Source organism: Paenibacillus sp. FSL H3-0302, from assembly GCF_037982245.1.
Taxonomy (GTDB): Bacteria; Bacillota; Bacilli; order Paenibacillales; family Paenibacillaceae; genus Paenibacillus_AQ; species Paenibacillus_AQ odorifer.
In genome coordinates this window covers 5,812,001-5,837,654 of sequence record NZ_CP150284.1, presented here as the reverse complement: position 1 = coordinate 5,837,654, position 25,654 = coordinate 5,812,001, and the positions used below count along the sequence as shown (strand labels likewise).

At 43.6% G+C, this 25,654-nt stretch carries 26 protein-coding genes and 1 riboswitch; of the genes, 20 read left to right on the top strand and 6 right to left on the bottom strand.

Translation table 11 applies throughout. The features are described from left to right. Positions 1 to 35: 35 nt before the first annotated feature. The 11 genes from MHH50_RS25950 (at position 36) to MHH50_RS25900 (ending at position 12,626) form a co-directional block, all read left to right on the top strand. Positions 36 to 2,111 carry a penicillin-binding transpeptidase domain-containing protein gene (locus tag MHH50_RS25950; protein WP_254848804.1) on the top strand — a complete coding sequence of 692 codons (2,076 nt, stop codon included), beginning with the start codon at positions 36 to 38 and terminating at the stop codon, positions 2,109 to 2,111. Positions 2,112 to 2,142: 31 nt separating this feature from the next. After that, positions 2,143 to 4,248, top strand: coding sequence for a penicillin-binding transpeptidase domain-containing protein (locus MHH50_RS25945; RefSeq protein ID WP_076279678.1), 2,106 nt, complete (start codon positions 2,143 to 2,145; stop codon positions 4,246 to 4,248). Between the two features lie 75 nt (positions 4,249 to 4,323). After that, positions 4,324 to 5,091: a Cof-type HAD-IIB family hydrolase gene (locus MHH50_RS25940; protein ID WP_036685270.1), complete on the top strand. Its 768-nt coding sequence runs from the start codon at positions 4,324 to 4,326 to the stop codon at positions 5,089 to 5,091. A gap of 58 nt (positions 5,092 to 5,149) precedes the next feature. After that, positions 5,150 to 5,635, top strand: coding sequence for a DUF456 family protein (locus tag MHH50_RS25935; RefSeq protein ID WP_038573189.1), 486 nt, complete (start codon positions 5,150 to 5,152; stop codon positions 5,633 to 5,635). Between the two features lie 26 nt (positions 5,636 to 5,661). Continuing rightward, complete coding sequence (locus MHH50_RS25930; RefSeq protein ID WP_340033636.1) at positions 5,662 to 7,287, top strand: polysaccharide biosynthesis protein; 1,626 nt, start codon at positions 5,662 to 5,664, stop codon at positions 7,285 to 7,287. Between the two features lie 78 nt (positions 7,288 to 7,365). After that, positions 7,366 to 7,710, top strand: a complete 345-nt coding sequence (locus tag MHH50_RS25925; protein ID WP_340033635.1) for a thioredoxin family protein — start codon at positions 7,366 to 7,368, stop codon at positions 7,708 to 7,710. Positions 7,711 to 7,812: 102 nt separating this feature from the next. Then, positions 7,813 to 8,796, top strand: coding sequence for a heme A synthase (locus MHH50_RS25920; protein WP_076302420.1), 984 nt, complete (start codon positions 7,813 to 7,815; stop codon positions 8,794 to 8,796). Positions 8,797 to 8,951: 155 nt separating this feature from the next. After that, positions 8,952 to 9,686, top strand: coding sequence for a Cthe_2314 family HEPN domain-containing protein (locus MHH50_RS25915; RefSeq protein ID WP_076178960.1), 735 nt, complete (start codon positions 8,952 to 8,954; stop codon positions 9,684 to 9,686). A 102-nt stretch (positions 9,687 to 9,788) separates the two neighbouring features. Continuing rightward, positions 9,789 to 9,924: riboswitch (SAM riboswitch) on the top strand. A 102-nt stretch (positions 9,925 to 10,026) separates the two neighbouring features. Continuing rightward, positions 10,027 to 11,043 (top strand): methionine ABC transporter ATP-binding protein, encoded by a 1,017-nt coding sequence (locus MHH50_RS25910; RefSeq protein WP_076178961.1) that lies wholly within the window; start codon positions 10,027 to 10,029, stop codon positions 11,041 to 11,043. Then, a complete protein-coding gene (locus MHH50_RS25905) occupies positions 11,043 to 11,702 on the top strand; it encodes a methionine ABC transporter permease (RefSeq protein ID WP_076218129.1) in 660 nt (219 codons plus the stop codon). Before MHH50_RS25910 ends, MHH50_RS25905 begins: the two co-directional genes overlap by 1 nt. A 57-nt stretch (positions 11,703 to 11,759) precedes the next feature. Continuing rightward, on the top strand, positions 11,760 to 12,626 hold the full coding sequence (locus MHH50_RS25900) for a MetQ/NlpA family ABC transporter substrate-binding protein (protein WP_036685252.1): 867 nt from the start codon (positions 11,760 to 11,762) through the stop codon (positions 12,624 to 12,626). 158 nt (positions 12,627 to 12,784) lie between these two features. On the opposite strand, the gene MHH50_RS25895 is transcribed toward MHH50_RS25900, so the two are convergent. After that, positions 12,785 to 13,033 carry a NifU family protein gene (locus tag MHH50_RS25895; protein WP_036685249.1) on the bottom strand — a complete coding sequence of 83 codons (249 nt, stop codon included), beginning with the start codon at positions 13,031 to 13,033 and terminating at the stop codon, positions 12,785 to 12,787. 81 nt (positions 13,034 to 13,114) lie between these two features. On the opposite strand from MHH50_RS25895, the gene MHH50_RS25890 reads away from it, so the two are divergent. Next, positions 13,115 to 13,369 (top strand): YuzB family protein, encoded by a 255-nt coding sequence (locus MHH50_RS25890; protein ID WP_036685247.1) that lies wholly within the window; start codon positions 13,115 to 13,117, stop codon positions 13,367 to 13,369. A 410-nt stretch (positions 13,370 to 13,779) separates the two neighbouring features. Here MHH50_RS25890 and MHH50_RS25885 read toward each other — a convergent pair whose 3' ends face one another. After that, entirely contained in the window at positions 13,780 to 14,841 is a 1,062-nt protein-coding gene (locus MHH50_RS25885) for an NAD(P)/FAD-dependent oxidoreductase (RefSeq protein ID WP_076099373.1), read from the bottom strand. A 51-nt stretch (positions 14,842 to 14,892) separates the two neighbouring features. Next, the gene (gene mqnE / locus MHH50_RS25880; RefSeq protein WP_340033634.1) at positions 14,893 to 15,999 is read right to left on the bottom strand and encodes an aminofutalosine synthase MqnE; all 1,107 of its coding nucleotides are present in this window, start codon (positions 15,997 to 15,999) and stop codon (positions 14,893 to 14,895) included. A 458-nt stretch (positions 16,000 to 16,457) separates the two neighbouring features. On the opposite strand from mqnE, the gene MHH50_RS25875 reads away from it, so the two are divergent. Together MHH50_RS25875 and MHH50_RS25870 are read left to right on the top strand one after the other, a co-directional pair. Next, positions 16,458 to 16,817, top strand: coding sequence for an iron-sulfur cluster assembly accessory protein (locus MHH50_RS25875; protein WP_076184761.1), 360 nt, complete (start codon positions 16,458 to 16,460; stop codon positions 16,815 to 16,817). Between the two features lie 107 nt (positions 16,818 to 16,924). Beyond that, positions 16,925 to 17,377 (top strand): GNAT family N-acetyltransferase, encoded by a 453-nt coding sequence (locus MHH50_RS25870; protein WP_076128052.1) that lies wholly within the window; start codon positions 16,925 to 16,927, stop codon positions 17,375 to 17,377. Positions 17,378 to 17,858: 481 nt separating this feature from the next. On the opposite strand, the gene MHH50_RS25865 is transcribed toward MHH50_RS25870, so the two are convergent. Beyond that, a complete protein-coding gene (locus MHH50_RS25865) occupies positions 17,859 to 18,068 on the bottom strand; it encodes a hypothetical protein (protein ID WP_036685233.1) in 210 nt (69 codons plus the stop codon). Between the two features lie 333 nt (positions 18,069 to 18,401). On the opposite strand from MHH50_RS25865, the gene MHH50_RS25860 reads away from it, so the two are divergent. Further along, positions 18,402 to 19,064 carry a YheC/YheD family protein gene (locus MHH50_RS25860; RefSeq protein ID WP_076127972.1) on the top strand — a complete coding sequence of 221 codons (663 nt, stop codon included), beginning with the start codon at positions 18,402 to 18,404 and terminating at the stop codon, positions 19,062 to 19,064. A gap of 315 nt (positions 19,065 to 19,379) precedes the next feature. Continuing rightward, positions 19,380 to 19,523, top strand: coding sequence for a sporulation histidine kinase inhibitor Sda (gene sda, locus MHH50_RS25855; protein WP_036685584.1), 144 nt, complete (start codon positions 19,380 to 19,382; stop codon positions 19,521 to 19,523). A 132-nt stretch (positions 19,524 to 19,655) separates the two neighbouring features. On the opposite strand, the gene MHH50_RS25850 is transcribed toward sda, so the two are convergent. Beyond that, positions 19,656 to 20,630 carry an NAD(P)/FAD-dependent oxidoreductase gene (locus MHH50_RS25850; RefSeq protein ID WP_076128050.1) on the bottom strand — a complete coding sequence of 325 codons (975 nt, stop codon included), beginning with the start codon at positions 20,628 to 20,630 and terminating at the stop codon, positions 19,656 to 19,658. A gap of 331 nt (positions 20,631 to 20,961) precedes the next feature. Here MHH50_RS25850 and MHH50_RS25845 point away from each other — a divergent pair, with 331 nt between their 5' ends. Both MHH50_RS25845 and MHH50_RS25840 read left to right on the top strand, forming a co-directional pair. Continuing rightward, on the top strand, positions 20,962 to 22,155 hold the full coding sequence (locus MHH50_RS25845; RefSeq protein ID WP_036685230.1) for an NAD(P)/FAD-dependent oxidoreductase: 1,194 nt from the start codon (positions 20,962 to 20,964) through the stop codon (positions 22,153 to 22,155). 1 nt (position 22,156) lies between these two features. Further along, positions 22,157 to 22,435, top strand: a complete 279-nt coding sequence (locus MHH50_RS25840) for a hypothetical protein (RefSeq protein ID WP_036685228.1) — start codon at positions 22,157 to 22,159, stop codon at positions 22,433 to 22,435. A gap of 67 nt (positions 22,436 to 22,502) precedes the next feature. On the opposite strand, the gene hemQ is transcribed toward MHH50_RS25840, so the two are convergent. After that, positions 22,503 to 23,261 (bottom strand): hydrogen peroxide-dependent heme synthase, encoded by a 759-nt coding sequence (gene hemQ / locus MHH50_RS25835; RefSeq protein WP_036685226.1) that lies wholly within the window; start codon positions 23,259 to 23,261, stop codon positions 22,503 to 22,505. A gap of 307 nt (positions 23,262 to 23,568) precedes the next feature. On the opposite strand from hemQ, the gene MHH50_RS25830 reads away from it, so the two are divergent. Then, entirely contained in the window at positions 23,569 to 23,865 is a 297-nt protein-coding gene (locus MHH50_RS25830; RefSeq protein ID WP_036685224.1) for a YuiB family protein, read from the top strand. 240 nt (positions 23,866 to 24,105) lie between these two features. Continuing rightward, entirely contained in the window at positions 24,106 to 25,644 is a 1,539-nt protein-coding gene (locus tag MHH50_RS25825) for a DnaD domain protein (RefSeq protein WP_076127968.1), read from the top strand. Positions 25,645 to 25,654 lie beyond the last annotated feature (10 nt).

Below are 25,654 nucleotides of genomic sequence, written 5' to 3'. Positions count from 1 at the left end.
CAGACATTATTTTTATATAGAAGGGAAGAAAGCTGGTGAGCTTTGGGAAGCAGCTCCCGCCTGCGGACGGGAAATCTTCGAAACATTCTGTAGGTCTGAGATTGAATCTGTTTTTCTTTGGCACTTTTTTTATTTTTTGTATCATTATTGTGCGTCTTGCAGGTTTGCAGTTTACTGAGGGAGCTTTGCTGACAGAAGAAGAGATCAAACGGGATACGAAGTTTGTTCCGCTGGCAGCCATGCGAGGGATTATTTTTGCTGCCGGGGGTGAGCAGATAGCCTATTCTACACCTGTTGAGTCGCTCTATCTTACCCTAAATAAGGAATATACAGCTAAAACTACCGATAAAGTAACGGGTGAAACCTCACTAACGGAAAAAGCGAAAAATAAGTCTAATGACCTTGCAGCAAGATTAGTAGCGGAGTTTGAGAAATATGGAAGTGCAGATGCCCCTAAGTTAACGCAGCAGGACGTGCTGGATTTACTTGATCTGGACTTTAAAAAGTATCTGGGTTATGTACCTCGTCGTATAAAAGCAGGGCTAACTTCAGAAGAAATAGCTTATTTCATGGAACATAAGGATGAATATCCAGGTATTACCATTGTGGAAGAAAGTGTACGCCACTACGATAAAGATACGGTAGCTGTGCAGACGGTGGGTTTTGGTAAACCTTTTAAATCAACCGAAGACATAGCGATGTACAAAAATATTCGTAGTGCAATGAAAGACAATTCTTCACCGGGACTTATGTATAAAACGGAAGAATATGTAGGATTTGATGGTCTGGAAATGCAGTATCAACGCGAACTGCGCGGAGAAAATGGTTATCAGGTCATTTCGGTCACTCCTCAAAATATGGCGGAGAAGGTAGAACAGACCGTTCCCCCTGTAAAAGGCAATAACATTTGGATGACCATTAATAAGAATGTTCAGATGAAGACTGAACAGGCTATATTGGATCAGATTAAATGGCTGCATACCAATGCTGTTCAAGGCGAAACTCATCCTGATGCTTTAACAGGTTATGCAGTAGCAATGGAAGTAGAGACTGGGAATATTGTCGCTATGGCGAGTATGCCTGATTACGATTCGAATGTATGGACAAAGGACTCGCTGCCTACATCTGTCTGGAATAAAATTATGAATAATCATCTGAATGGTACAATTACCTCGAATTCTTCCGGGAGATCGGGTCATGATTTTAGCTCACTTGTATTCTTGGGATCGACCATTAAACCGTTAAGTGTATTAATTGGTTTAAATGAAGGATTTTTTAACACCTCGAGCACCTATCCCGATGTGGGGATTACCTATTTCGGTAAGGATGATAAATCATCGGTTAGAAATTCATCAGGTCACGTCTATGGAAAACTGTATCCGGCTGATGCTATCAAGCAATCCTCTAACGTATTTATGGTAGATATGGTCGGAAAGCAACTATACAAGAAATACCTGGGGGATAAAGGTGTAGAGGTCTGGGACGAATATATGAAAAAGTTCGGACTGGGTGTGTCAACACAAAGTGGTCTTCCCGGTGAATCACCAGGTCAGATTAACTATACAGATTTCAAGGCTGCAGGGAGCTCACAGGCCGCGCTCGTCTACGCATCTTTTGGCCAGCAAGGCAGTTATACTACATTACAGCTTGCCCAGTATGCTACTACACTTGCAAATGAAGGTGTGCGAATTAAACCGCAGCTTGTAAGTAAGATTACTGATGCGCAAGGTAAGGTGGTTAAGGAATTTAAAAAAGAAGTGCTTAATAGCGTAACCTTTGATAAATCGTTCTGGAGAGAAATCAAACAGGGAATGAGCAGTAAAGTTAGTGCTTTTGACGATTTTCCTTATGATTTTGCCCGTAAGACAGGAACCTCTGAAAAAACGGATAGAAAAAATATAAACCGTGATAACGGGGTCTTTATTGCCTTTGCTCCACGTGAGAATCCGAAGCTGGCTGTAGCGGTTGTGATTCCGGAAGGCGGCTTTGGCTCCAATAGTGCAGCTCCGGTTGCCCGTAAGATTTTTGATGCTTATGATTGGGAATATGGGCTGGATGGGGTTCCAAAGAAGAATATTCCACCTGTGGCAGATCCCGTTCAAGAACAATAAGCTTAAATTAGAGAAAAAGGAGAGAAAAACTGTGAGTTTTTTCCGTAAGCAGGCCTCACCTCCTGACGAGACCAGCAGCAAAAGTTCCATTGGCCTGCGACTCAACGTGTTTTTCTTTAGCACGTTCGTTATATTTTGCGTAATCATCATCCGACTAGCTGTTCTGCAGTTTGTGGAAGGTCCAACTTTAACTGAGGTAGAGACGAGTAGAGATACTAAAAATGTACCGTTAGCTTCCATGAGAGGGGTTATATACGCTGCAGGTGGTGAGAAGCTAGCTTATTCCACACCTGTTCAATCGCTGTATATCACACTCAATAAAGAGTATACGGCTAAGGAAACAGATAAAGTCACCGGTAAAACAACGCTGACCCCAGAGGCTAAGGCCAAGTCTGATGCATTGGCAGCCAAGCTGGTAGCTGATTTCAATAAATATGGGGATCCAAATGCAGAGAAGATGACGGAGAAAGATGTAATTGATGTGTTGGATTTATATTTTCGTAAATCACTTGGCTTTATGGCACGGCGAATTAAGGCTGATCTGACTACTGAAGAAGTTGCTTATTTCATGGAACATAAAGGAGAATATCCGGGGCTTGAGATTGTCGAGGAGAGCATTCGTCATTACGATAAAGATACGGTTGCTGTACAGACGATTGGTTATATCAAACCCTTCAAATCCGCGAACAGTCTTAATATTTATAAAAACATTCTAAGTGCTATGAAAAACAATCCGGAGCCAGGGCTAACGTATAAGGATGATGAATTTGTTGGATTCGATGGGCTGGAGCTGAAATATCAGCGTGAGCTTCGCGGGCAAAACGGCTATCAGGAAATTTCCGTCAATCCACAGAATATGGCGGAGAAAATTGAGCGTGTCGTTCCGCCTGTCAAAGGAAATGACATCTGGACAACGATTAATAAGAACGTTCAGATGAAGACAGAACAGGCGATAACAGATCAGCTCAAATGGTTGCACTCTAATACCGTACAAGGCAGAACGCATCCGAATGCTTTAACGGGATATGCAGTAGCGATGGAAGTAGATACTGGCAATATTGTTGCTATGGCGAGTATGCCTGACTATGATACGAATGTTTGGACAACGGGTTCTTTATCTGCAGATGTCTGGAACAGTATTATGGATAACTATCAGAACGGCACGATAACTCCTATTTCTTCAGGAACCTCAGGGAATGGACTAAGATCTGTATTGCTTCTAGGTTCAACGATTAAACCTTTGAGTGTACTCGTGGGCCTGAATGAAGGGTTGTTTTCAACTTCATCGTATTATCAGGATAAAGGTTTTGCGACTTTTGGTAAGTCTGGGCATGAAACGAAGGTAAGAAACTCTTCTAACCACGTATATGGTTCTTTGGATCCTGCTAGAGCCATTGAGAAATCCTCGAATGCATTTATGGTCGATATGGTCGGTAAAAGATTGTATGACAAATATAAAAGCAAGGGGATAGACATCTGGGATGTCTATATGAAAGAGTTCGGCCTTGGTGTATCTACGGGAATTGACCTGCCAAATGAATTCTTGGGTCAAAGAAACTATACCAATATAGAAGCTGCTGGTAGTGCGCAGTCCGCACTGGTCTATGCCTCTTTCGGACAACAAGGAAGTTATACAGTAATGCAGCTTGCACAGTATGTTACAACACTTGCTAATGAAGGACAGCGGATTAAACCTCAATTGGTTAGCAAGATTACTGATGCAGATGGAAATATAGTCAAAGAGTTTAAACGTGAGGTGCTTGATGAAGTAACAAACTTCGATAAGTCCTACTGGAATGAAATTAAGCAGGGGATGCGAAGTGAAGTTAGTGCTTTTTCTGATTTCCCTTATGACTTTGCCCGTAAGACGGGAACCTCTCAGCAAGTAGCTAAGGGTGAAATTCGCGATAATGGGGTATTTATTGCATATGCTCCACGTAATAATCCTAAGTTGGCTGTGGCGGTTGTAATCCCTGAAGGTGGCTTTGGTTCACAAAGTGCGGCACCAGTCGCACGTAAAATATTTGATGCCTATGATTGGGAATATGGCCTTGATGGAGTTCCAAAGAAAAGTCTCCAGTCTGGCAATAATACTAATGATAATGCGAAGGAGGGAGAGACTACAGGTACCGAGTAACTCTGACCCTATGGCTAAGATTTAAAAAATAAACAGCTTCTCAATAGAGAGCATACAAGAATGGAGGGGTGGCAAATGATTGCCAAATACCGCCTGCTTGCATTGGATATGGATGGAACCCTACTGAATGATGAACAGATAATTACACCCACAACGGTGGAATGGATTCAAAAGGCGGTCAACGCAGGCGTTCATGTCTGTCTGTCGACAGGCCGGGCATTTGTAAGTGCCTTACCCTATGCAGAGCAGCTAGGTTTAGAGACACCGATGATCACTGTGAACGGCAGTGAGGTGTGGAGAGCGCCACATGAAATATACCGGAGATCACTAATGGATCCCAAGCTGGTACAAGAAATGTATGATCTTGCAAAAGCAGATGACATCTGGTTCTGGGCTTATTCTCTGGACGAAGTTCTTAAACAGGATAACTGGGATGGGGATGTAACGGGTAGAGAGTGGCTTAAATTCGGTTATCATACTGAAGATGATGAGCTTCGTCATAAGCTGTTGCTTCGTCTTCAAGATATGGGTGGACTGGAGATTACGAACTCTTCTCCGCACAATCTGGAGATTAATCCTCTAGGCGTGAATAAGGCAGCAGGAATAAAGGAAGTCTGCAAGCTGCTGGGAATAGAAATGTCGCAAGTTGTAGCTGTGGGCGACAGCCTTAACGATCTGGCGGCGATCCAGCAGGCTGGGCTTGGGGTTGCCATGGGCAACGCGCAAAAGACGGTTAAACAAGAGGCTGATGTTGTGGTGGCGACCAATAATCAAGACGGGATTGCCGAGGTCATCCAAAAGTATATCTTTACCGAAGCTGCAGCCTCTGTAGGCAGCAAATAATAAAAGCAGTACTGCGAAGTGAATCCATGGAGCATTATGCTAGTAGGAGGTTAAGGAATTGACGATCCTGGGTTGGATTCTTATCATTGTTTTGTTTGCTGTAGGATTGGCAGGGGCTGTGTATCCCATACTGCCGGGTGCGTTAGCGATCTATCTTGCCTTTTTTGTATACGGCTGGTTCTTTTCTTTTGAGCCCTTTGGGGTTTGGTTCTGGATTATTCAAACACTGATCGTTGTAGTTCTTTTTGTTGCTGATTATGTTGTAGGAGCGTGGGGTGTCAAAAAATTTGGCGGTTCACGTTCATCGATTATCGGGAGCACGATCGGGCTGATCTTGGGACCTTTTGTTATTCCAGCTTTTGGTCTTATTATTGGACCATTTCTAGGGGCTTTTATTGGAGAACTGATCGTGGGATCTTCCCCGTCTAAAGCTGCTAAGGTAAGTGTTGGCTCCATACTCGGCTTATTTAGCAGCACCTTGGTCAAAATCGTGTTGCAGGTAATTATGGTCGTCCTCTTTTTTATATGGGTCGCCCGGTTTTAATTTAACAGTGAAGAAGGGGAAAGAGTTTGTCCAAGAAAGAGTCTTTTGTTAAAGGCACGCTTATCCTTGCTGCTGCAGCTTTGGTGGCAAGGGTACTCGGGCTTGTCCAGCGGGTGCCGCTGGAGCATTTATTTAATGATGTTGGTAATGCTTCATTTACACAGGCAAACACAGTTTATTTAATGTTATTACCGCTGGCTACAGCAGGGATTCCAAGTACATTAAGTAAAATGGTATCTGAGCGTTATGCACTGAATAGACCAAATGAAGCTCAGCAGGTGTATCGGGCGGCATTAATCTTTGGTGTTGTAGTTGGCGTAATTATGAGCGCATTGTTATACATAGGTGCTCCTTATTATGCAGAATATGCAAAAGTTCCTGAAAGTACTTTGGCGATCCGGGCCATAGCTCCGGCACTCCTACTCTTCCCTTCTATTGCAATGATGCGTGGTTACTTTCAAGGGCGGAATAATATGATGGCTGGTGGCATCTCTCAAATTGTGGAGCAGATCGCGAGGGTATCTACCGCTGTTCTTCTGGCATTTGTATTGTTACAAAAAGGGTACGACAACACGTGGATGGCTGCTGGTGCATCATTCGGTAGTGTATTTGGTAGTGTTGGTGCGTTTGGTGTAATGCTCTATTACGCTATGAAATTACGGCGTAGCGAGGGGCAAACTGCGTTATACGAAACGAATGAAGCAAAGCTTCCTCTATTTGGAATTTATAAGGATATATTCAAATTATCCATTCCTATCGTTCTATCTTCAGTTACGGTTCCAGTAGTGAACTTTATTGATACATCTTTAATTGTACCGTTACTGAGTGGACAAGTTGGTGTAGCTGATGCCACACGTGCTTTGGGTATTTTCGGGAGTCGGGCACAGAGTGTCGCCGGGATTCCGCCGGTTCTTTCTATAGCACTGAGCACTTCACTAATACCAATTATTTCAGCTGCATATGCCCGTCGGGATGAGAAACACCTAAAAGGGCAAGTGACGTTAGCGCTTCGTATCTCTATTTTAACAGGAGCACCGATTGTTCTATCACTCGTAGTTGCTGCATATTCAGTTAATGGCCTCTTATTCAGTAGTTTAGATGGCAGTGGTATCGTAGCCATGCTTACTTTAGGAACGATCTTTCAGATTACGATGATGACAACGAACTCTATTTTGTTAGGTATGGGCAAATCGCGAATTTCCATGTATTATGTGTTAGCGGGTATTATTGTAAAATTAGTGGCAAGCTTATTACTTAGTAAGGTATTTGGCATCTACGGAATCATCGGTGCAACAGCACTTTGTTTCGTGGTCATTACTTTGCTTAACTTACGTATGCTGAAATCGATTGTGCCTTTTGAAATTATGGGCAAACGTTGGGGCGGTTTCGTGATTGCGGTACTTGTGTCCGGCGGGATTGGTTATGGCTTGAATGAAGCTGGGATTCTGTTAACAGATCTGATGCCTGTACGTTTGGCGTTTCTGATCACTTGTCTTGTTGTAGGAGCCGCTGTTGTTGTTATTTATCTAGTACTGCTTATTGTGCTGGGCGTGCTGACTAAACAGGAAATCTCCAGTTATCCGCGGGCGCTGCAAAAATTATTGAATCCGCTGATGAAGTTACAGCCTGCACGTGTTCGTATGAGAGAATAGGTTTGACTTCTACACTGCATTTTGCTTCACTTAAAGAGTAGAAAATAGACAGATATTGAAGAAGGGACTGAGTAAATCATGGACAAAATTAGTTCTCCTGCTGAATTTCAGGTAGCCATTCAATCACCTCCATTAACAGTGGCCATCTTCAAGGCTGACTGGTGCTCGGATTGTAAATTTATCGATCCTTTTATCCCAGAGGTAGAGCAGGCTTATGCAGACCGCCTTACACTGGTTGAGGTAGATGTTGATGCCGTGGGCGATGTTAGCCAAGAACAAAATATTATGGGTATTCCAAGCTTCGTCGCATATTCGGATGGACGGGAATTGGTTAGATTCGTTAATAAATTGCGCAAATCCCGTGAAGAGATTGAGAATTTCCTTGATAAAGCGGTCCAAGTGCATCAAAGCCTTCAAAAGTAATTCCTAAGGAACCACCGCTTTCGCCTGTTTGTGCAAAAGCGGTGGTTTTTTGAAATATAAGTCTGGCTGCTTCTTCATTACTAAAAACTGCGGGTGATATTTTTGACGACAAATCAGTTGAAATGGCTTAGTTATCTTACTTGCCTTATCATGTTCCTCGCTGTACTCGGAGGAGCGGTAGTGACGAAGACTGGATCGGGCTTGGAATGCGGAAATGAATGGCCGCTCTGTCATGGAAAATTAATTCCGGCTTATACTATAGGCTCGATGATTGAATACACCCATCGCTTGTTTAGCGGTTTGGCAGGGTTATTCTCACTTGCCTCGATGTTTGCTTTTTGGCGTTATGCCCGTACTCGGCGCGATTTGCTGGGATATGCATTTATGACCTTAGTATTCGTCATCGTTCAAGGTGGTATGGGAGCGCTTGCAGTAATTAAATCCCAATCCGCTGCTGTAATGGCGTTGCATATGGGTTTTTCTTTGATCGCCTTTTCGAGCGCTATGATGTTGGCTCTTGGAACCAAGAGATGGCATGAAGCGCGCGAGTATGATCATAAGCTGGAGGCTCAAAAGAAGCCCGTAAGTAAGGCTTTTCGCAATTTAACCTGTTTTACTGCCATCTATTCTTATATTGTCGTGTATATTGGAGCCTTTGTAAGTCATACGGATTCACAAGGCGGGTGTTCGGGTTGGCCGCTTTGTAATGGAGAATGGGTTCCGGAGCTTTCCGGAGGAGTAGGTGTTGTTTTTACGCATCGGATTGCGGCTTTAATCTTATTCATGCTTACTGCGCTGCTCGGGCATTTAGCATTTTGGAAACATAAGGATTATCCAGAGCTTAGAGCGCTAGGTATAGCTGCAGTGCTGTTATGCTTGATGCAGGTATTTAGTGGGGCGGCTGTGGTTTACACCTTAGATAATGAAAGATTGTACATATTTGCCGCTTTGGCTCATATTTTGCTGATTGCCAGTTTGTTTGGTGTCTTATGTTATATGAGTGTAAGAGTCTGGCAGCTAAATCGCGCGAGTAGTGTCGTGTCTGGAAAAAATGTAACGAACCCAATGATTCCACCGCCTTGGTAGAACATTCCCTCCGTGGATAGAGGTGCTTCACCCGCGGAATAATAAAGTGGAAATCGGTATATCGTGGAGCTGATTGGCCGATGCTTACGTCGCGAGTTTTGTACGAAGCAGTCCATGGAAGCAGACGCTGAACAAAACTTTAGGAGGACTGGGATATGCTGCGGGTATTACTTGGAGAGCCGCCTCGAAAGAACAGCGGTGTGTTGGCTGATGCGATGGAGAATATGGCCACTTTTGCAGCATTGCTGCGCAAGGAAATGAGTGCCCATGAGGATAATGACCATGAATACCGCAAGCTGGAGATTTGGACACGTGGGCTGATTTCCTCTCTGGATGAACTGGAGCAAAGTTGGTTCGCGGCCGCTTTTTACCGGAAATTAGTGATTGCGGGTTATATGGATGATATGACACCGGTGGAACAGGGCGATTATGCACGTTATGTTTATTTTTATAAAGATGGCTTTATCCGGGTTTTCTCTCTTCTGGACAAGCTTGGGACGGTACTGAATCATTTTTATGATCTCAAAACATCCAAATTAAAAACGCACTTTTCTTATTTTACAGTGCTGCGTCAGCTTCAATTATTGAATGTGCATCCTGCATTAGCGGATCAACTGGAAGAGATTAAGAACTCCTACCGCGATCCATTGGAGAATTTACGCAAGCGCAGAAATGCTGAAATTCATTATATGAATTCCGAAATGCAGGATGATTTGTGGCAGCGGCACCAAGGTCTGCATGACAAAATTCAGCTCGAGGATCTGGATAGCCATCTTGAGGATTTAAAACAATCGCTCGAAATGAACTGTAAGACATTAATCGCGGCATTCAGCTACAGCAATGAACAGCTGCGTAAGGAAATAAGCAAGGCAAAGAGCATAAAATCGTAATCGTTCAATATATTTCCTTTTGACAAAAATAGATAAACTCACTATACTTATGCTTGCATTAAAGTATGTACGATTTCAGAAAAAATATAATTTCATAACTTTATCTTATCGAGAGCGGCGGAGGGATAGGCCCGATGAAGCCCGGCAACCGATTTGTATCCAGCGCGGGAAGCGTTGTACAAATGTCATGGTGCTAATTCCTACAATGGCGCAGGTTGCGGTCGTTGGCAGATGAGAAGGCATTGTCTTAATAAACCCACAGAGCCTCTTGCGATCTGCATCGATCGTTGGAGGTTTTTTTGTATAGAATAAGTGAAGTATAAAGGGGGGGCGACGAGAGTTGATTAATCTAAAAGGGATAACAAAGGTTTATGGAAAAGGGAGTAATGCGGCAACAGCACTTTCTGGATTGAATCTGTCCATCGAGAAAGGTGAAATATTCGGAGTCATCGGCCACTCTGGAGCCGGGAAAAGTACATTGATCCGTTGCATTAATCTGTTGGAACGTCCGACAGAAGGAGAGGTCTGGGTAGACGGTGTTGAGCTAACCAGTCTTAACCAAGGTCAGTTGCAGGAACAGCGGCGCAAGATTGGGATGATTTTTCAACATTTCAATTTGTTGTCTTCGGCGACCGTATACGATAATATTGCCTTTCCACTGCGCCTTGCAGGTACATCTAGAACAGCTATTGATACAAAAGTGAAAGACTTGCTCGCTTTAGTTGGGCTCGAAGAACATAAAGGTAAGTATCCTTCTCAGTTATCTGGAGGACAAAAGCAGCGGGTCGGCATCGCCCGGGCACTAGCCAGTGACCCTGATGTACTGCTGTGTGACGAGGCCACTTCTGCGCTTGATCCCCAGACAACGGACTCCATTCTTAAGCTGCTGCTCGATATTAATAAAAGATTCCATTTGACCATTGTGCTGATCACACATGAAATGCATGTAATCCAGAGCATCTGCGACCGTGTCGCGGTCATTCATGGTGGTGGGATTGTTGAGCAAGGCAAAGTTACAGAGGTATTTCTCAAGCCGCAGCATGAGGTTACACGCGATTTCATCCGCAGTGAGACACAGAATGAAGGACCTCTTCGAGTGGCGCTTGATGCTGCTGCCGGGGATAACTCTCAAGCTGTCAAAATTACTTTTTTCGGAGAAAAAACTTACGGCTCGGCACTATCCGATGTCGTGCGTGATACGGGTGTAAGCTTTGCAATCTTACATGGTACCATCTCAACGATTAAAGATGTGCCTTATGGACAGATGATTGTGCGGTTCGAAGGGCCAGCTGAGGCGATTGCTGTAACGATCTCCAGACTAATTGCTCAAGGCCTTGATGTGGAGGTGATTTCGTAATGAATTTTGCAGATCTAAATTGGCAAGAAATGATGGATGCTACGGTTGCTACTATAAAAATGATATTTTTTTCCGGATTGTTCACAATTATTCTTGGTTTACCACTCGGAATTCTATTGTATTTATGGGGGAAATCGAATAGTATAGTAATCAGAGTAACTTACTCGGTCTTATCATTACTTGTAAATATCCTACGTTCCGTACCCTTTATCATTTTGATGGTGGCTCTAATTCCTTTCAGCAAAGCCGTTGTTGGAACCTCCATTGGTGTACTCGGTACGATTCCACCTCTGGTGATTGGTGCAGCTCCATTTTTTGCCCGCTTGGTAGAGACGTCGTTAAGAGAGGTAGACCGCGGAGTCATCGAAGCCGCACAAGGTATGGGAGCATCGACGAACCAAATCGTTATGCGTGTTCTTTTGCCAGAAGCTCGTCCAGGTCTGCTCGCTGGAGTTACGATCACACTGGTTACACTGGTCTCCTATACAGCAATGGCTGGTATGGTTGGGGGCGGCGGATTAGGTGACTTGGCGATTCGTTACGGCTACCACCGCTATGAGACGGAGATTATGATTGTTTCTATAGTATTTATTGTCGTACTGGTGCAATTGCTACAAATGGCCGGTGACCGACTCGTAAAACATTACACACGGAAATAAGGTACATCCATATATATCCTTATTCAATACAAAATATAGATTAGAGGGGGATTTACAATGAAAAAAGTACTACTTACATTTTTTAGCCTGACACTGGTTGCGGTGCTTGCGGCTTGCGGTAACAACAATGCATCTAATAATGCTGGGAGCTCGGCTGCTACAACAGCACCAAACGCAGAAGCAACAAGTGAACCTACTAAAGATCCAGTGAAATTGGTGATTGGTGCCTCACCTGTTCCTCATGCTGAAATTTTGAAGGCTATTGCTCCATTGCTTGAAAAAGATGGAATTACACTTGAAATCAAAGAATTCACTGACTATATTCAACCTAACGTACAGCTTGATGAGAAGGAGTTAGACGCTAACTTTTTCCAACACCAACCGTATCTGGATGACCAAAACAAAAATAATAAAACCGACCTGGTCTCTGTTGCATCCGTTCACGTTGAACCTTTTGGAGCTTATTCCAAAAAAATCAAATCGATCGATGAGTTGGCTGATGGTGCAAAAGTTGCCATTCCGAACGATGCTACTAACGGTGGCCGTGCACTAATCCTACTTGCAAAAAATGGTCTGATTACCTTGAAAGATGATACAAACATTGCTGCAACAAAAGCAGATATCACTGAAAACAAGAAAAATCTCGACATCATTGAGTTGGAAGCTGCTATGCTCCCACGTCAACTGGATGAGGTAGACCTTGCTTTGATCAACACGAACTTTGCACTAGACGCTGGTCTTGTGCCAACTAAAGATGCATTGTTCATCGAGGGTGTAGATTCCCCTTATGCTAACATTTTGGTAACCCGTCAAGACAATAAAGATTCCGAAGCCATCAAAAAGCTGGTTGCTGCCCTGAATTCTCCAGAAGCTAAAGCTTTCATTGAAGAAAAGTACGAAGGTGCGATCATTCCAGCGTTTTAAGGAATGAAGCTAAATTCGTCTATAGTCATAACAAGAACCCGCAGCCAAGTTGGCTTGCGGGTTTTATGTTCTAAGGTTGTGAGAGAATGTTAAATCCTCTATAATAAGAAAATCCCGATCTCCTTTACAGGAGAATCGGGAGGGTTATTGAACGGGATTTAGAATACTTGAACTACTTCTTCAACGCCTTCTACTTCTTCAAGGAGGGCGCGTTCAATCCCGGCTTTCAAGGTGATCGTGGAGCTTGGGCAGCTGCCGCAGGCACCCATAAGTTTCAACTTAACGATGCCGTCTTCCACATCGACCAGTTCTACGTCACCGCCATCGCGCTGCAGGAACGGACGAAGCTTATCCAGCACTTCTAGTACTTCATCATACATTTCGGTGCTTTGTGCATTCTCACTCATTTCTCAATCACTCCTTTCGTAAGTTCATTATAGTACAAAAAGTTAAAAAATAAAATGGTTAGGCGGAATAGGGAGATCATCATGAGACCAATTATTGAATTTTGTTCCAGCAACATGGGTCACGGAACAGACAAGCTAATGCATAAGCTGGAGGAAAATCCAGATTATGATGTTATTGAATACGGATGTCTGAACAATTGTGGAGAGTGTTATTTAATGCCTTTCGCCATGGTTGAAGGTGACATTATTGCAGCAGACACTGTTGCAGAGCTAGAAGAGAAAATTGAGGCCAAGATCAAAGAGCTTGAGGCTTGGTTTAATATAGATCTTGACTAAATTTCTCGAGAAAAAAAGAGGGAGCACTCCATAATCTAAATTATGGAGTGCTCCCTCTTTTTGGAACCTTACTTGAACAAAATCCACCAATTTGATCGATTAGGCAACATATTGGAGAGTGCAGGGGCTACAGTGAAGGTGCCACCGGACTCAGGCGACCTTATATTGAGTGTTTTCCTACATTTGGATTGCTATCGGACCCCATAGTCACTATTCACCTGAAAAACAGCATAAATGAACCTCATTATAAGCAATAACTTCACTGGAGTCCGAAACTCTCCTTCAAAGGCTGAAAATTTGCGAATAAGGTCATCTGAGTCCGAAGGGTATACGCACCAATAACGTAAGAAAGCTACTCTCGTGTTTATCTGAGAGTAGCTTCCTTTAATACTTATGAACCAATCATAGGCTTATCCTAAAGTGCGTTTCGACATCCAGAGCACTCCGCTCTTGAGGATGCGGGGAACCCGTCCTTTGACGGAGCGTTGTCCCATAAGTCCGAATCCTGCTTTTTTTCCTAGTGACCCTAAAGTACCCTTCAGGCGAATAGGATGAAGCTTAGGAGTCTCACCGCGCCAGGTCGCTTGGATAACCTGAGCTACCTGCTCACCCTGTGCTCCAGCGGCTTGTGCGCTTGGTGCGAATGGCAGACTGGCACAGTCACCAATCACATATACCTCCGGATAATCCGGTATACGATAATACTCATCCAGCATAATCCGTCCACCGCGGTCCTTCGACACATTCAAATCTTGAACTACTTTTACAGGTTGAATCCCTGCGGTCCATACTGTCACATCTGAAAGGATTTCCTCGGTACCGTTAAAAATCGAATCCTTCTCTACATGAGATACAGAGATTCGTCCTAGCGTTTGCACCTGATGGTGATGAAACCATTCCTCTACGTACTGTGACAGCTTTGCCGGAAAGGCAGACAAAACACGTTCACCGCGATCCAGAATAGCAATGTTAAGGTCTGGACGGCTCTCCCGAAGCTCTGCAGCTAATTCAACACCGCTTAATCCTCCACCTACGATGTTTATCGTTCCGTAAGGCTTCACATCATTTAAACGGCGGTAGGTTTCCCGAGTACCAGCAAAGGTCTGGATGCTGCAGGTATATTGATCAGCACCAGGGATGTTGTGGTAATTGTCGGTACAGCCAAGAGCAATGGCTAGGAGATCATAAGATACAATCTCACCGGATTCCATACTGACTATTTTGCTCTCCAAATCAATGGAACTCACTTCACCGTACCGGACAGTAAGCCGGGGGTGAACCGGAAAATGAATGCGCAGGTGATAATCAGTTACGGTACCTGCGGCGAGCGCATAATATTCCGTTTTGATTCCTTGATATGGCATTCGGTCAATTAAGATAATTTCAACATCATGAGGAAGATGATTATTGAGTAATTCTTGAATTAAGGCTAGGCCGCCGTAGCCACCGCCAAGAACGAGTATTGTTCTCATGCTGACCGAACTTCCTTTCCAATATGGGATAACAAATCTCAGGTAGTCTTCTTATTCGTATACCTTAACTTCATTATAGAAAGTGTCACGTTCGACAGGAATTCGTCCAGCACCTTTCACTAGCCAGATCAATTCGTCGCGAGTCAGACCTTCCGGTGTTAAGGCGCCAGCCGCGTGGCTGATACGTTCTTTTAGAATTGTGCCATGCACATCTGATGCACCGAAGTTCAGCGCAACTTGAGTAAGCTGAGGGCCAATGTTAATGAAGTACGCTTTGATGTGATCGAAATTGTCCAACATCAATCTGCTGATCGCAATGGTCTTCAGATCCTCATAAGCAGAGTTGCGGCGCATGATGCCAGCGTTTTTATTCTTAGGCTGCATGGACAATGGAATGAATACCATAAAGCCATTGGTTTCGTCCTGCAAATCACGGATTTGCATCATATGGCGGATACGGTCTTCATGAGATTCAATGGAGCCGTACAGCATAGTGGTATGGGTCTTCATCCCAAGCTGATGTGCTGTCCGATGGACTTCCAGATATTCTTCCACATTAGCTTTGTCTACACGCATTTTTTTACGATATTGGTCGGATAATATCTCTGCGCCACCACCGGTGAGTGTTTTAAGTCCAGCAGCACGCAATTGTTCCAGTACCTCACGAATACTCAAACCGCTAATACGGGTGAAAAAATCAATTTCAGCGGCAGTGTAGGCTTTTAAGGTAACCTCAGGGAAACGTTCGTTCAAAGCTTTTAAAGAATCCACATAATATTGGAAGGGAACCTTGTCGTTATGGCCACCAACAATGTGGAATTCGCGTACGCCTGGGTGGATATGCTGTTCGACATATTGCACCATTTCCTGACCGGAAAGGGTATAGGCTCCCTCTTCTCCATCATCTTTGCGGAAATTGCAGAATGCACAGTGCGATTCGCAAACATTGGTGAAATATAGACTCATGTTTTCGATAAAATATACCCGATTGTGATTCTTGGCGATATTGACTTCATTCGCTAGCTGGCCAATGGTAAGTAAATCGTTGCTTTGATATAAATAAACGCCATCTTCCAAATTCAATCTTTCGCTGCTGCGAACCTTATCAATAATGTTCGCCATTCGGGCATCCGTGTGGGGGGTAAAAAGAGTAGACATATTATGATTTCCTCCTGAAAGTTTACGAGCAGATTGCTCGAAGATAAATTCCAGACGTACCCAAGTGGTAGCTGTTCATTCAAAAAAAGAAAGAGGCGAGCTTGCCTCCGTGACAAATTTCCGAATTTTTACTTAGAGTGCCTTCCCTATTATAAACCTACTCTCCTAAGGGTATCAACAGCTTGATATTGATGGTGTTTTTTGCTGTGAAGGGTCATGCCGAAGGCAGTTGTGACTTGAGGGTAACGGAATAGTCGGTTATACTGAATTTATCAAGCATAAACGTCATTGGCATCCTTATAAAGTTGATAAGCGTTTAAGCGAGAAATATAAGACATAAAGAATAGGTGCAACACTTATACTTTCTTATATTTTTAAGAAATAACTTTTGGCCGGAAGGTCCCTTAAACATAAGTTTCCGCTTATGAAGGGAGACGAATTTGTAGGAGGATGAGATCATGATTAATATTAGTGAAAAGGCAGCAGAACAATTAAAGGCGATGCTTGCTGAACAAGAAGTACCGAACATGTTCCTCCGTATTGGAGTAACGCCCGGCGGTTGCAGTGGATTCTCGTACGCTATGGGCTTTGATGATAATGAAACCGATCAGGACGTATATATGGACATTCAAGCCATGAAAGTGGTTGTGGAGAAGGAGAACCTTCGTTACCTGGACGGTCTCGAAATCGACTTTGAAGAATCCGGTATGACGGGTGGTTTCACCATCAACAACCCTAACGCTACTGCAACTTGCGGCTGCGGTTCAAGCTTCCGTACAGCTACGGATGCAGGGAAACCTAACGAAGAGCCTTGCTAATCACAGCAATCACGGCTCCAAGCCCGTGTTGGATTCCAACAACACAGGCTTGGAGTTTTTTTTTATTCTCAATGACAAAAATCATCACAAGGAGTTCGAAAATGGAAATGGAAATCAGAAAATTAAAAGCTGGTGAACAGCCTCCATTAGAATTACTTCTATTAGCAGATCCTTCGGAGAGCTTAGTTAACGGATATTTACAAAGAGGGTTATGTTGTGTGGCTGAGGTGGATAACAGCATCATCGGAGTCTACGTTGTGCTGCAGACAAGACCGGAGACTGTAGAAATCGTAAATATCGCCGTCGACGAAAATAAACACGGGCAAGGAATAGGTAAGCAGCTGCTGAACCATGCGATTCAGAATGCCAAGCTGCTTGGAGCAAAAACCATTGAAATTGGCACAGGTAATTCGAGTGTTGGACAATTGGCACTTTATCAGAAATGTGGATTCAGAATCACCGGCATTGATAGAGATTTTTTTATTAGGCATTACAGTGAAGAAATCTTTGAAAATGGGATTCAAGTCATAGATATGATACGCCTGTCGCTGGATTTATGAGTAATAGGGGAGTTTCTCAGAAGCCATTTAATGGGCGCTGGGGTAGCTCTTTATTCTTTTACATAGGAAGCAAACGATAAATCGCTAACCATGTATCACGAACGATATATCGCTAACCATGTATCGCAAGCCATGTATCGGACACAGAGGACCCTAAACGCCGCATTTTCCCATATTTGTGGTGCCAACGGACCTCATTGCCGCTATTGCTATGAAAATCAGTAAATATGAAGCTCTTTCTAAGCGATAGTGTCACTGGAGTCCGAAACCACGCCTCAAAGGTTGAAAATCTGCAAATAACGTCATCTGGGTCCGAAATGCTCATGGGTTAACGACACTGTTGAAGCAGATAGCTATTGTTTAAAAACACAGAGCAGCGATTCTCCACATAACTGGAGAATCGCTGCTCTGTGTTTTTTTTGCGAGGGTCGGACCGTCTGTGCATAGAAGTAAGCTGTTTATAGGCAGTCCCCTGCGTACATTAGGCTGGAATAATAAACTTGTAATTAATCATAAATACGATGAGCGCTGCAGCTCCAAGGGAGAAGGCGATACAGCCCGTACCCAGTGCTCTGCGTTTGTCTTTAATAAATTTAAAGCCAATGGCGCAGATCAGTATAGTCGTTCCAGCCAATACAATGGACATCCCAAGCATAGCCACCCAATATAAAACCTCAAAAAACTGTGCCATTCTGAGCCCTCCCCGCGCTGTGCTTTTTAGTGATTCTGTTAGTACTCACTATAATAGTAGAAATTGAAAATGTAACCGCTATTAATAATACAACGATTTTGAAGATTATTCTAGTTATAGTGAACTCATCCATTAAGATAATGATGTCGAATTTCTTGAGAACTGAATCTACAAAATCCGCGGTTGTACCCTGTCGCTGTCGACTGATGCTGTGCTAAACACTAAGCCCTTTTTGCTAAGAGCGGCATCTTACACGGACAATCATACAAGAGGGCGAGACCTTCTCTGAGTAATGTATAGGGTAGGCTGGATTGTGAAGGGAGGGAAAGGACGATGGCAGGAAGACAATTGGCCAGTAAGTGGCTGAAGACAGAGGCGTTGCTGACCGACGCTCGGGTTGCACCCTATATCCCAATGACGAGGGGGTACAGGGCAGAAACGCTCCTGGCAATGCTTCGTAGATATGGAAATGTTGTCATTAAACCTATTGTGGGTGGCGGAGGTTACGGTGTAATCAAAGTTTTTCGGGATAGTCGCGGTTATGGATTCACCTATATGGACAGAACTCGAATTTACAAGGATTTTGGATCCATGAGACGTGCGCTTAATACTGTGAAGGCAAGACGCAGATATTTGATTCAACAAGGGATTTCCCTGGCGAGAATCGGTGGACGGCCTATTGATTATCGGGTCAAAGTAGTTAAGAATGGTGAGGTTTGGGAATTTCGCTCCATGGTAGGGAGATTGGCTCGGCCAGGTCTGTTCGTAACCAATCTTTGTAAAGGGGGAACGATGCTATCATGTCGTGAAGGACTTCGTAGATCGTTGCCGCGGATTAAAGCTTCAGCGAAGAAAGCAGAAATGCGGAGACTAACCCATGTATGTATCGGAATTATGGAACGGCATTTTCCGGGAATAGGTGAGCTGGGCTTTGATTATGCTGTGGATTATTCGGGGAAAATATGGATTTTGGAGGTTAATACAAGACCTCAATAAATTAACAATTATTTTAAGAATTGACGATAATAGAGTAGTAAGATAAAATTGCGTTTAGTTGCGTTCTTTTGGGGTAAATAACATTGTAATTTATTTACAATAAAAATATATTTTTTGCTTTATACAAGTGGTTCAATCCTGTGTATAACTATTATCCCCATAGTCCACTGTGTAGCTAGTACCTTTATAACGCTTACACACATTTTATACACAGGATTTCCACATGTACTTGTGGATAACGCGAACGCTTGTTCGAAAAATGATAGTTTGATATGATAGATTCAGATCCAAATAAAGGAAAGGTAGATGAAGTTTATGGTTGAATTGTCGGATGAGATGCTGCTTGACTCTTACCATAGAGCAATAGAGCTGCAACTAGAGCATGATTTCATCGCTCTTCTACTCGTTGAAATTCGCAAACGAAACTTACACTCTCCAGTACATGCGGTTCTTCATTAAAAAGCGCAAAGGATAACTTTGTAGCAGGCTACATATATAAAACCGCGAGGCACAAACAAACATAAAAGGGTATCCTCACAGGCTGTTATTAACAGGTCTGTAAGAATACCCTTTTTTATTGTGTTAATAGATTTAGAGTTTCATATTACTGCTGTGACCCGGTGATAGCTTCGCTTCTGGATCAATGTACACCTTAGCATTATTCACAGCCGTTGGAGCTTCGCCAAATCCTACAGCAATCAGCTTCAGCTTACCAGGATAAGTTGTGATATCGCCGGCAGCAAAAATGCCTGGAATGCTTGTTTCCATACGCGAGTCAACAACAATGGAGTTCCCCTCAATATCAATACCCCATTCGGCAATAGGACCTAGGGAAGAGATGAATCCGAAGTTAACAATAACGCTGTCCACTTCAATTTCTTGAGTTTCTTTGGTCTTGATATTTGACAATGTAACCTTGGTAATGAACTCATCACCATGCAGCTCTGTAATTTCAGTAGGGGTAACTACGTTAACCTTGGAAGCCATCAGGTTCTCAACGCTATGTTCATGCGCACGGAATTTATCCCGGCGGTGAATCAGGGTTACCTGTTCAGCGATGGGTTCCAGCATGAGCGCCCAGTCAACTGCAGAGTCACCGCCACCGCTGATCAGAACTTTTTTATCTTTAAAGGCATTTAGATCATTTACAAAATAATGGAGGTTTGCTTTTTCAAAACGTCCAGCGTTGGGTAATTCCAAACGACGAGGTTCAAATGCACCTACACCAGCTGTAATGATGATCGCCTTACTGTGGTATTCGGCTACATCGGTTGTAACCACAAAATGACGCTCGTCCCGTTTTTGAACAGAAATCACTTTCTCCTCCAGCCGGATATTGGATTGGAACATATCCATTTGCCGAGACAGGTTGTCGACCAATTCTTGTGCTGTTACTTTTGGAAAACCTGCCACATCATAAATGTATTTTTCTGGATAAAGGGCAGCAAGTTGTCCCCCCAATTGGGGCATACTTTCAATAAGGGTTACTGATGCCTGACGCATTCCGCCGTAAAATGCGGCAAACATGCCAGCTGGCCCGCCACCTATGATTAAAAGGTCGCTCATAGGAACGCTGGATTGCTCTTGGGTCACGGGATATTACACCTCCGAGTTGATATATTCATTTTGCCATACTTGTGTACCTACTTATTATAATCATTGTGACACATACCTGCAAAGAAAGACTTTAGAAGTCAATAAAAGTGTGACGTTTTTTAGTATTTTAATGTTTGATTAATGCTACACTAAGGTTTACAATGGATATGGTCAATTTAGAAATGCTTCAAGTTTGATTGGAATTTCTTCTAAATATAAGTGTATAAATTCACAAAAAGGACCGTACATTGTTTCAATAAAAAATACAAAGACAGATTTACCTCTTGGAAGGAGCCGGAACATGAGTAGTATTCCCAAAATCGTTATCTTAGGCGCGGGCTATGGGGGTATTTTGACCGCACAGCGCTTGCAGAAGGCTTTGAATTATAATGAAGCGGATGTCACGCTTGTAAACCGTCACGAGTACCACTATTTTACTACCCATCTACATATGCCTGCGGCGGGTACGGACAGTATTGAACACACTCGGGTGTCCATTTCGAAACTAATCGATGAATTCAAGATCGACCTCGTGAAGTCATCTGTTCAGGAAATTCGTACTCAGCAGAAAAAGATTATTTTGGAGGATGGTACCCTATCGTACGATTATCTTGTCATTGCTTTAGGTGGAGAGCCTGAAACATTTGGTATTCCTGGACTTGATAAATACGCACTGACAATCCGGAGCATCAATTCCGTTCGTTTAATTCGCGAGCATATTGAATATCAATTCGCTAAGTACAAGAACGAGAACAATGCTCAGGAGCATATTAATTTTGTTGTCGGTGGTGCCGGCTTTAGCGGTATCGAATTTGTAGCTGAATTAGCTGACCGTATCCCTGGACTGTGTAAAGAATATGACGTTGATCCAAGTATGGTTAATATATATAACGTAGAGGCTGCTCCGACAGCACTGCCTGGTTTCGCTCCTGAGCTTGTTGAGTATGCGATGGACTTGCTCACCAAAAAGGGAGTTACCTTCAAGATGGGTGTTGCGATCAAGGAGTGTCTGCCAAACGGGGTAATTCTGGCATCAGGCGAAGAAATCAAAGCCTCCACAATTATTTGGACAGGCGGAATCCGTGGCAATCGTCTTATTGAGGCTGCCGGATTTGAAGCTATGCGTGGGCGCGTGAAGGTAGATGAATATCTACGTGCACCGGGCCAAGAGAATATCTTCATTATTGGTGATGGCTCCCTTATGATTAATCCGGAAGGACGCCCTTACCCGCCAACCGCTCAAATTGCTATGCAGCAGGGTGAATGCTGTGCGCATAATTTGGTGGCGGCAATCCGCAATCAACAGCCGAAGAAATTCGCATTCAGCAATAAAGGAACCGTAGCTTCCCTAGGCAAAGGCCAAGGAATCGCTGTAGTAGGCAGCAAAACTTACAAGGGCTGGACTGCAGCTCAGTTGAAAAAAGTTGTAGATATGCGCTACTTGTTCATTATCGGCGGAATTCCGCTGGTTCTGAAAAAAGGAAGATTCTTATAAGATGCGCCATTGCAGCGTACAGGTACGCGGACTGCTGACTCGTGAAGAATTGGACCGTTATAACGGACTGATAGAGGTTGGATCTTATCTGGAGGATCAGAACCAGTATGATCTGGCTTATATCGTTCAGAAGGAAATTGATCTGCTCATTCTCCCTGGTATCGAACGCCTGAAGGATAAAGGGCGCGCTCGGGATCGGGCCACGGCTGAATATCTGGAAAGTTTACGTGAAGATGATGAGGATAACGAAGATGAGGATTCAGGAACTTCGGTGTCTTAATCTAATCATATGGCAGTTAAAAAGGGTGTGTCTCCATGCGAACTGGAGACACACCCTTTTTTTGTTGTTACAGCTTGAGCATTTCTTCAAAAGATTCTTCAGTCAGCAGATTGCCGACATAAAAAGGTCCGAATTCGCCGTAGCGGGCACTTACTTCGTCAAAACGCATTTCGTATACCAGCTTTTTGAATTGCAGTGCATCTTCAGCGAACAGAGTCACGCCCCATTCCCAGTCATCAAAACCGACGGAGCCGGTGATAATTTGCTTCACTTTACCTGCATATGAACGTCCAATTAACCCGTGTGAAGCCATGAGCTCCCGGCGTTTGTCCATATCAAGCATGTACCAGTTATCGGCAAGCTCGCGTTTTTTGTTCATAGGATAGAAACAAATGTGTTTCGCTTGCGGTAAAATAGGCTTTAAACGTGCGGCAACATGCGGATTCTGCATAGGGTCGCTGCCGTCGCTGCCACTGCCACCAGCAGCGTAGTTGCTTAATTCAACAATACTTACATATGAATAAGCTTTGGTTGTATATTGAGCAAAAGCGATTTTGTTAAAGGCGGTCTCAAGCTGGTTCAAAGCTTCTAGGCTTTCGCGCAAAAACATCATTACAAAATCAGCCTTTTGGCCCACTATGGAGTATACTGCGGTGCTGCCTTCTTTAGCTTCCTCAACAGGGCTCCATTCCTGCATAAAAGCATGTAGTTCTTCCAGGGCAACGGCACGTTCTTCATCATCTGCTGCCGTCCAAGCGGTCCAGTTCAGAGAGCGGAAGTCATGCAGTGCATACCAGCCTTCCAGTGTCAAAGCGGCTTCGATCATGATCTCACTCCTTAAAAGTTTTACGAAGCATAAGCCTCGCCCAAAATAACATCGCGTAAAACTCGCAATTGAAGCATAAACTTAGTCTTACGAAGCATCTGCTTCATAGGCTATGTATGATCTGATTAATCTACTTGCATTGTATCGCAATCAAGCCGCCAAGAGCAAACGGAGGCATCCTCTAAGTGTGCGAATTAGTGCGTGAATTTGAATAAAGTTCATTGCTTCGTGACATTTTTTCTAGTAAACTTACTACTAGCTTGTAAAAGATGTGCGCTTCTTTATAGAAAGGGGTGGAGACGGTAAGATGGGATTTATTCCAGTGTTTATCCTAGCCGTTTTATTCTTTGTGATGATGTTTGGTATCGGCTTTATTCTTAACATGTTAATGAAGACAACCTGGTTTCCCGCTTATCTATTCGTACTTATTATTCTACCCGTCGTAATCTATTCTATTTGGGATAGAAACGCGATGTCGCTCTGGGAGCATCTCTCCAGTTTCCACTTTGTTGATTATCTTACAGGTGTCGCTGGTCTTGCAGGTGCTATACTTAGTGGATGGACCATTCAAAAGCTGCGCTTTGGCGGTTACAAGATGTTTTAAAGATTTGAAAGAGCCTATGTTATGAATCAGTCTTATATTTCTGCGAGAAACGGGATACCTTCCTCTTTAGAGGACGGCGAAGCCGTTTCTTCTTGTTTAATAGAGGTAGATATTCGTAAGAAGAAGTTGATTATATTGCGAAAAGAGTCGAAATTGGGATTTTATTTACATTTTCGCTATGTTAATTTGTGATAGAATAGAATCCTGTATGAATTCGTGTAAACAAGGGGGTATCCGTAGATGCGGATGAGTAACTTACATCATTTCACCGAACATCATCGGTACTGCGTTTCCCGCGAATTTGGTCTTAGTGTTATAGATGGACGTATGCTTAGCTCTGTATATCAACCTATGGTAGGAGCCTTTGCAATCAGTTTCTATCGCTTGCTGGTTGAACATGTGCCAGCAGATAGCATTGGCTATTCTGGAGTGGAGCAACAGCGCAGGCTATTTATGACTTTGGGTGTTGAACCCAATGAGAAAGGCCGCAAATATTTAATTGATCAGGCTTCCCGGTTAGAAGCAGTGGGTCTGTTGCAGACCTGTCGAATCTATGTGCCGGAAACAGATGATTATTTATATGAATATGAGCTAATGCCGCCGCTATCGCCAGCCGACTTTTTTGCCACTCAGCATTTAACCTTGCTGTTACGTGATAAGATTGGCAAATTTGCTGTGCTGTCCTTACGGGAACAGTTCTGGAATCGCGAGCCGGAAGAGTGGAGTCGCAGATCTATAGGCAAAGAGAATATTTCCGTGCCTTTTTATGATATTTTTCAACTTAATACACATGTCATTGATTATGAGCTGGAGCAAGCTTTGGCAGAGGTAGCCTCTGTTCGACAGCCCGGCACGCTTGAATCCGGAGAGCAGGCAATCGGATATAGTGACATTATTTTGCGTTTTCCACGGGAGTCTGTGAATCGGGCTCATGTAGAAAAACTGCGCTTTGACCATACTCAAATGGGTGTAATTAACTATGTTGCTCATAAATACGAACTGAGTCCGCAGGATTTATGTCGTTTGCTGGATGAGGATGGAGTGTTCTCACCGGAGGGCGAGGTCATGCTGGATGCGTTGCAATATAAAGCGAGCCAACATTTCAGGCAAGATATGAAACGACAGGAAAAACGTGAAATTGCAGCTGCGAAAGTTGTTTCTATCCGGTCCAGTGCGACCCAAGAGAATGATGATTCTATAGCACCACCAGAGCAATCTGTTGAGATGGAGTATTATGTAGAAGTACCGCCACAATTTTTGTCCAAATGTGACATTCACCAATATAATATGATGCTGCGGAACGAACCTTATACAAGACTGCTACAAACCTTTTTCCCGGGTGCAGTGCCCAGCCATCTGATGGATATGTTCGAGAAAATAGATCTGAACTATAAGCTGAGCGGTGAAGTAATTAATGTACTCATTCATTATTTAATGACTATGGTAGCCTCGGGTGGAGAACAGCGGATGAACCGCAATTTTGTAGAGGCTATCGCCTCCAATATGCTGGTTAAACAAGTGAACACCTACGAGAAGGCTGTAAGATATATTAGAGATCAGTCCAAAGTGAAGGGCAAGGGGACAACGGCTAATACGGCTGGAGGAACACGATCACGTTCTTATGCCAAAAATACAGGCCGATCCAATAAACCGGAAATTCCGATTGTGCTGGATGATGGAAGTGCCGGAACAGTATCGGAAGAGGAATTCGCGGCGATGATGAAGAAAGCGGCAGAAATTAAGGCCAGTAAGAAAAAAGGCGTATCGCAAACGCCTTAATGAAAGAGAG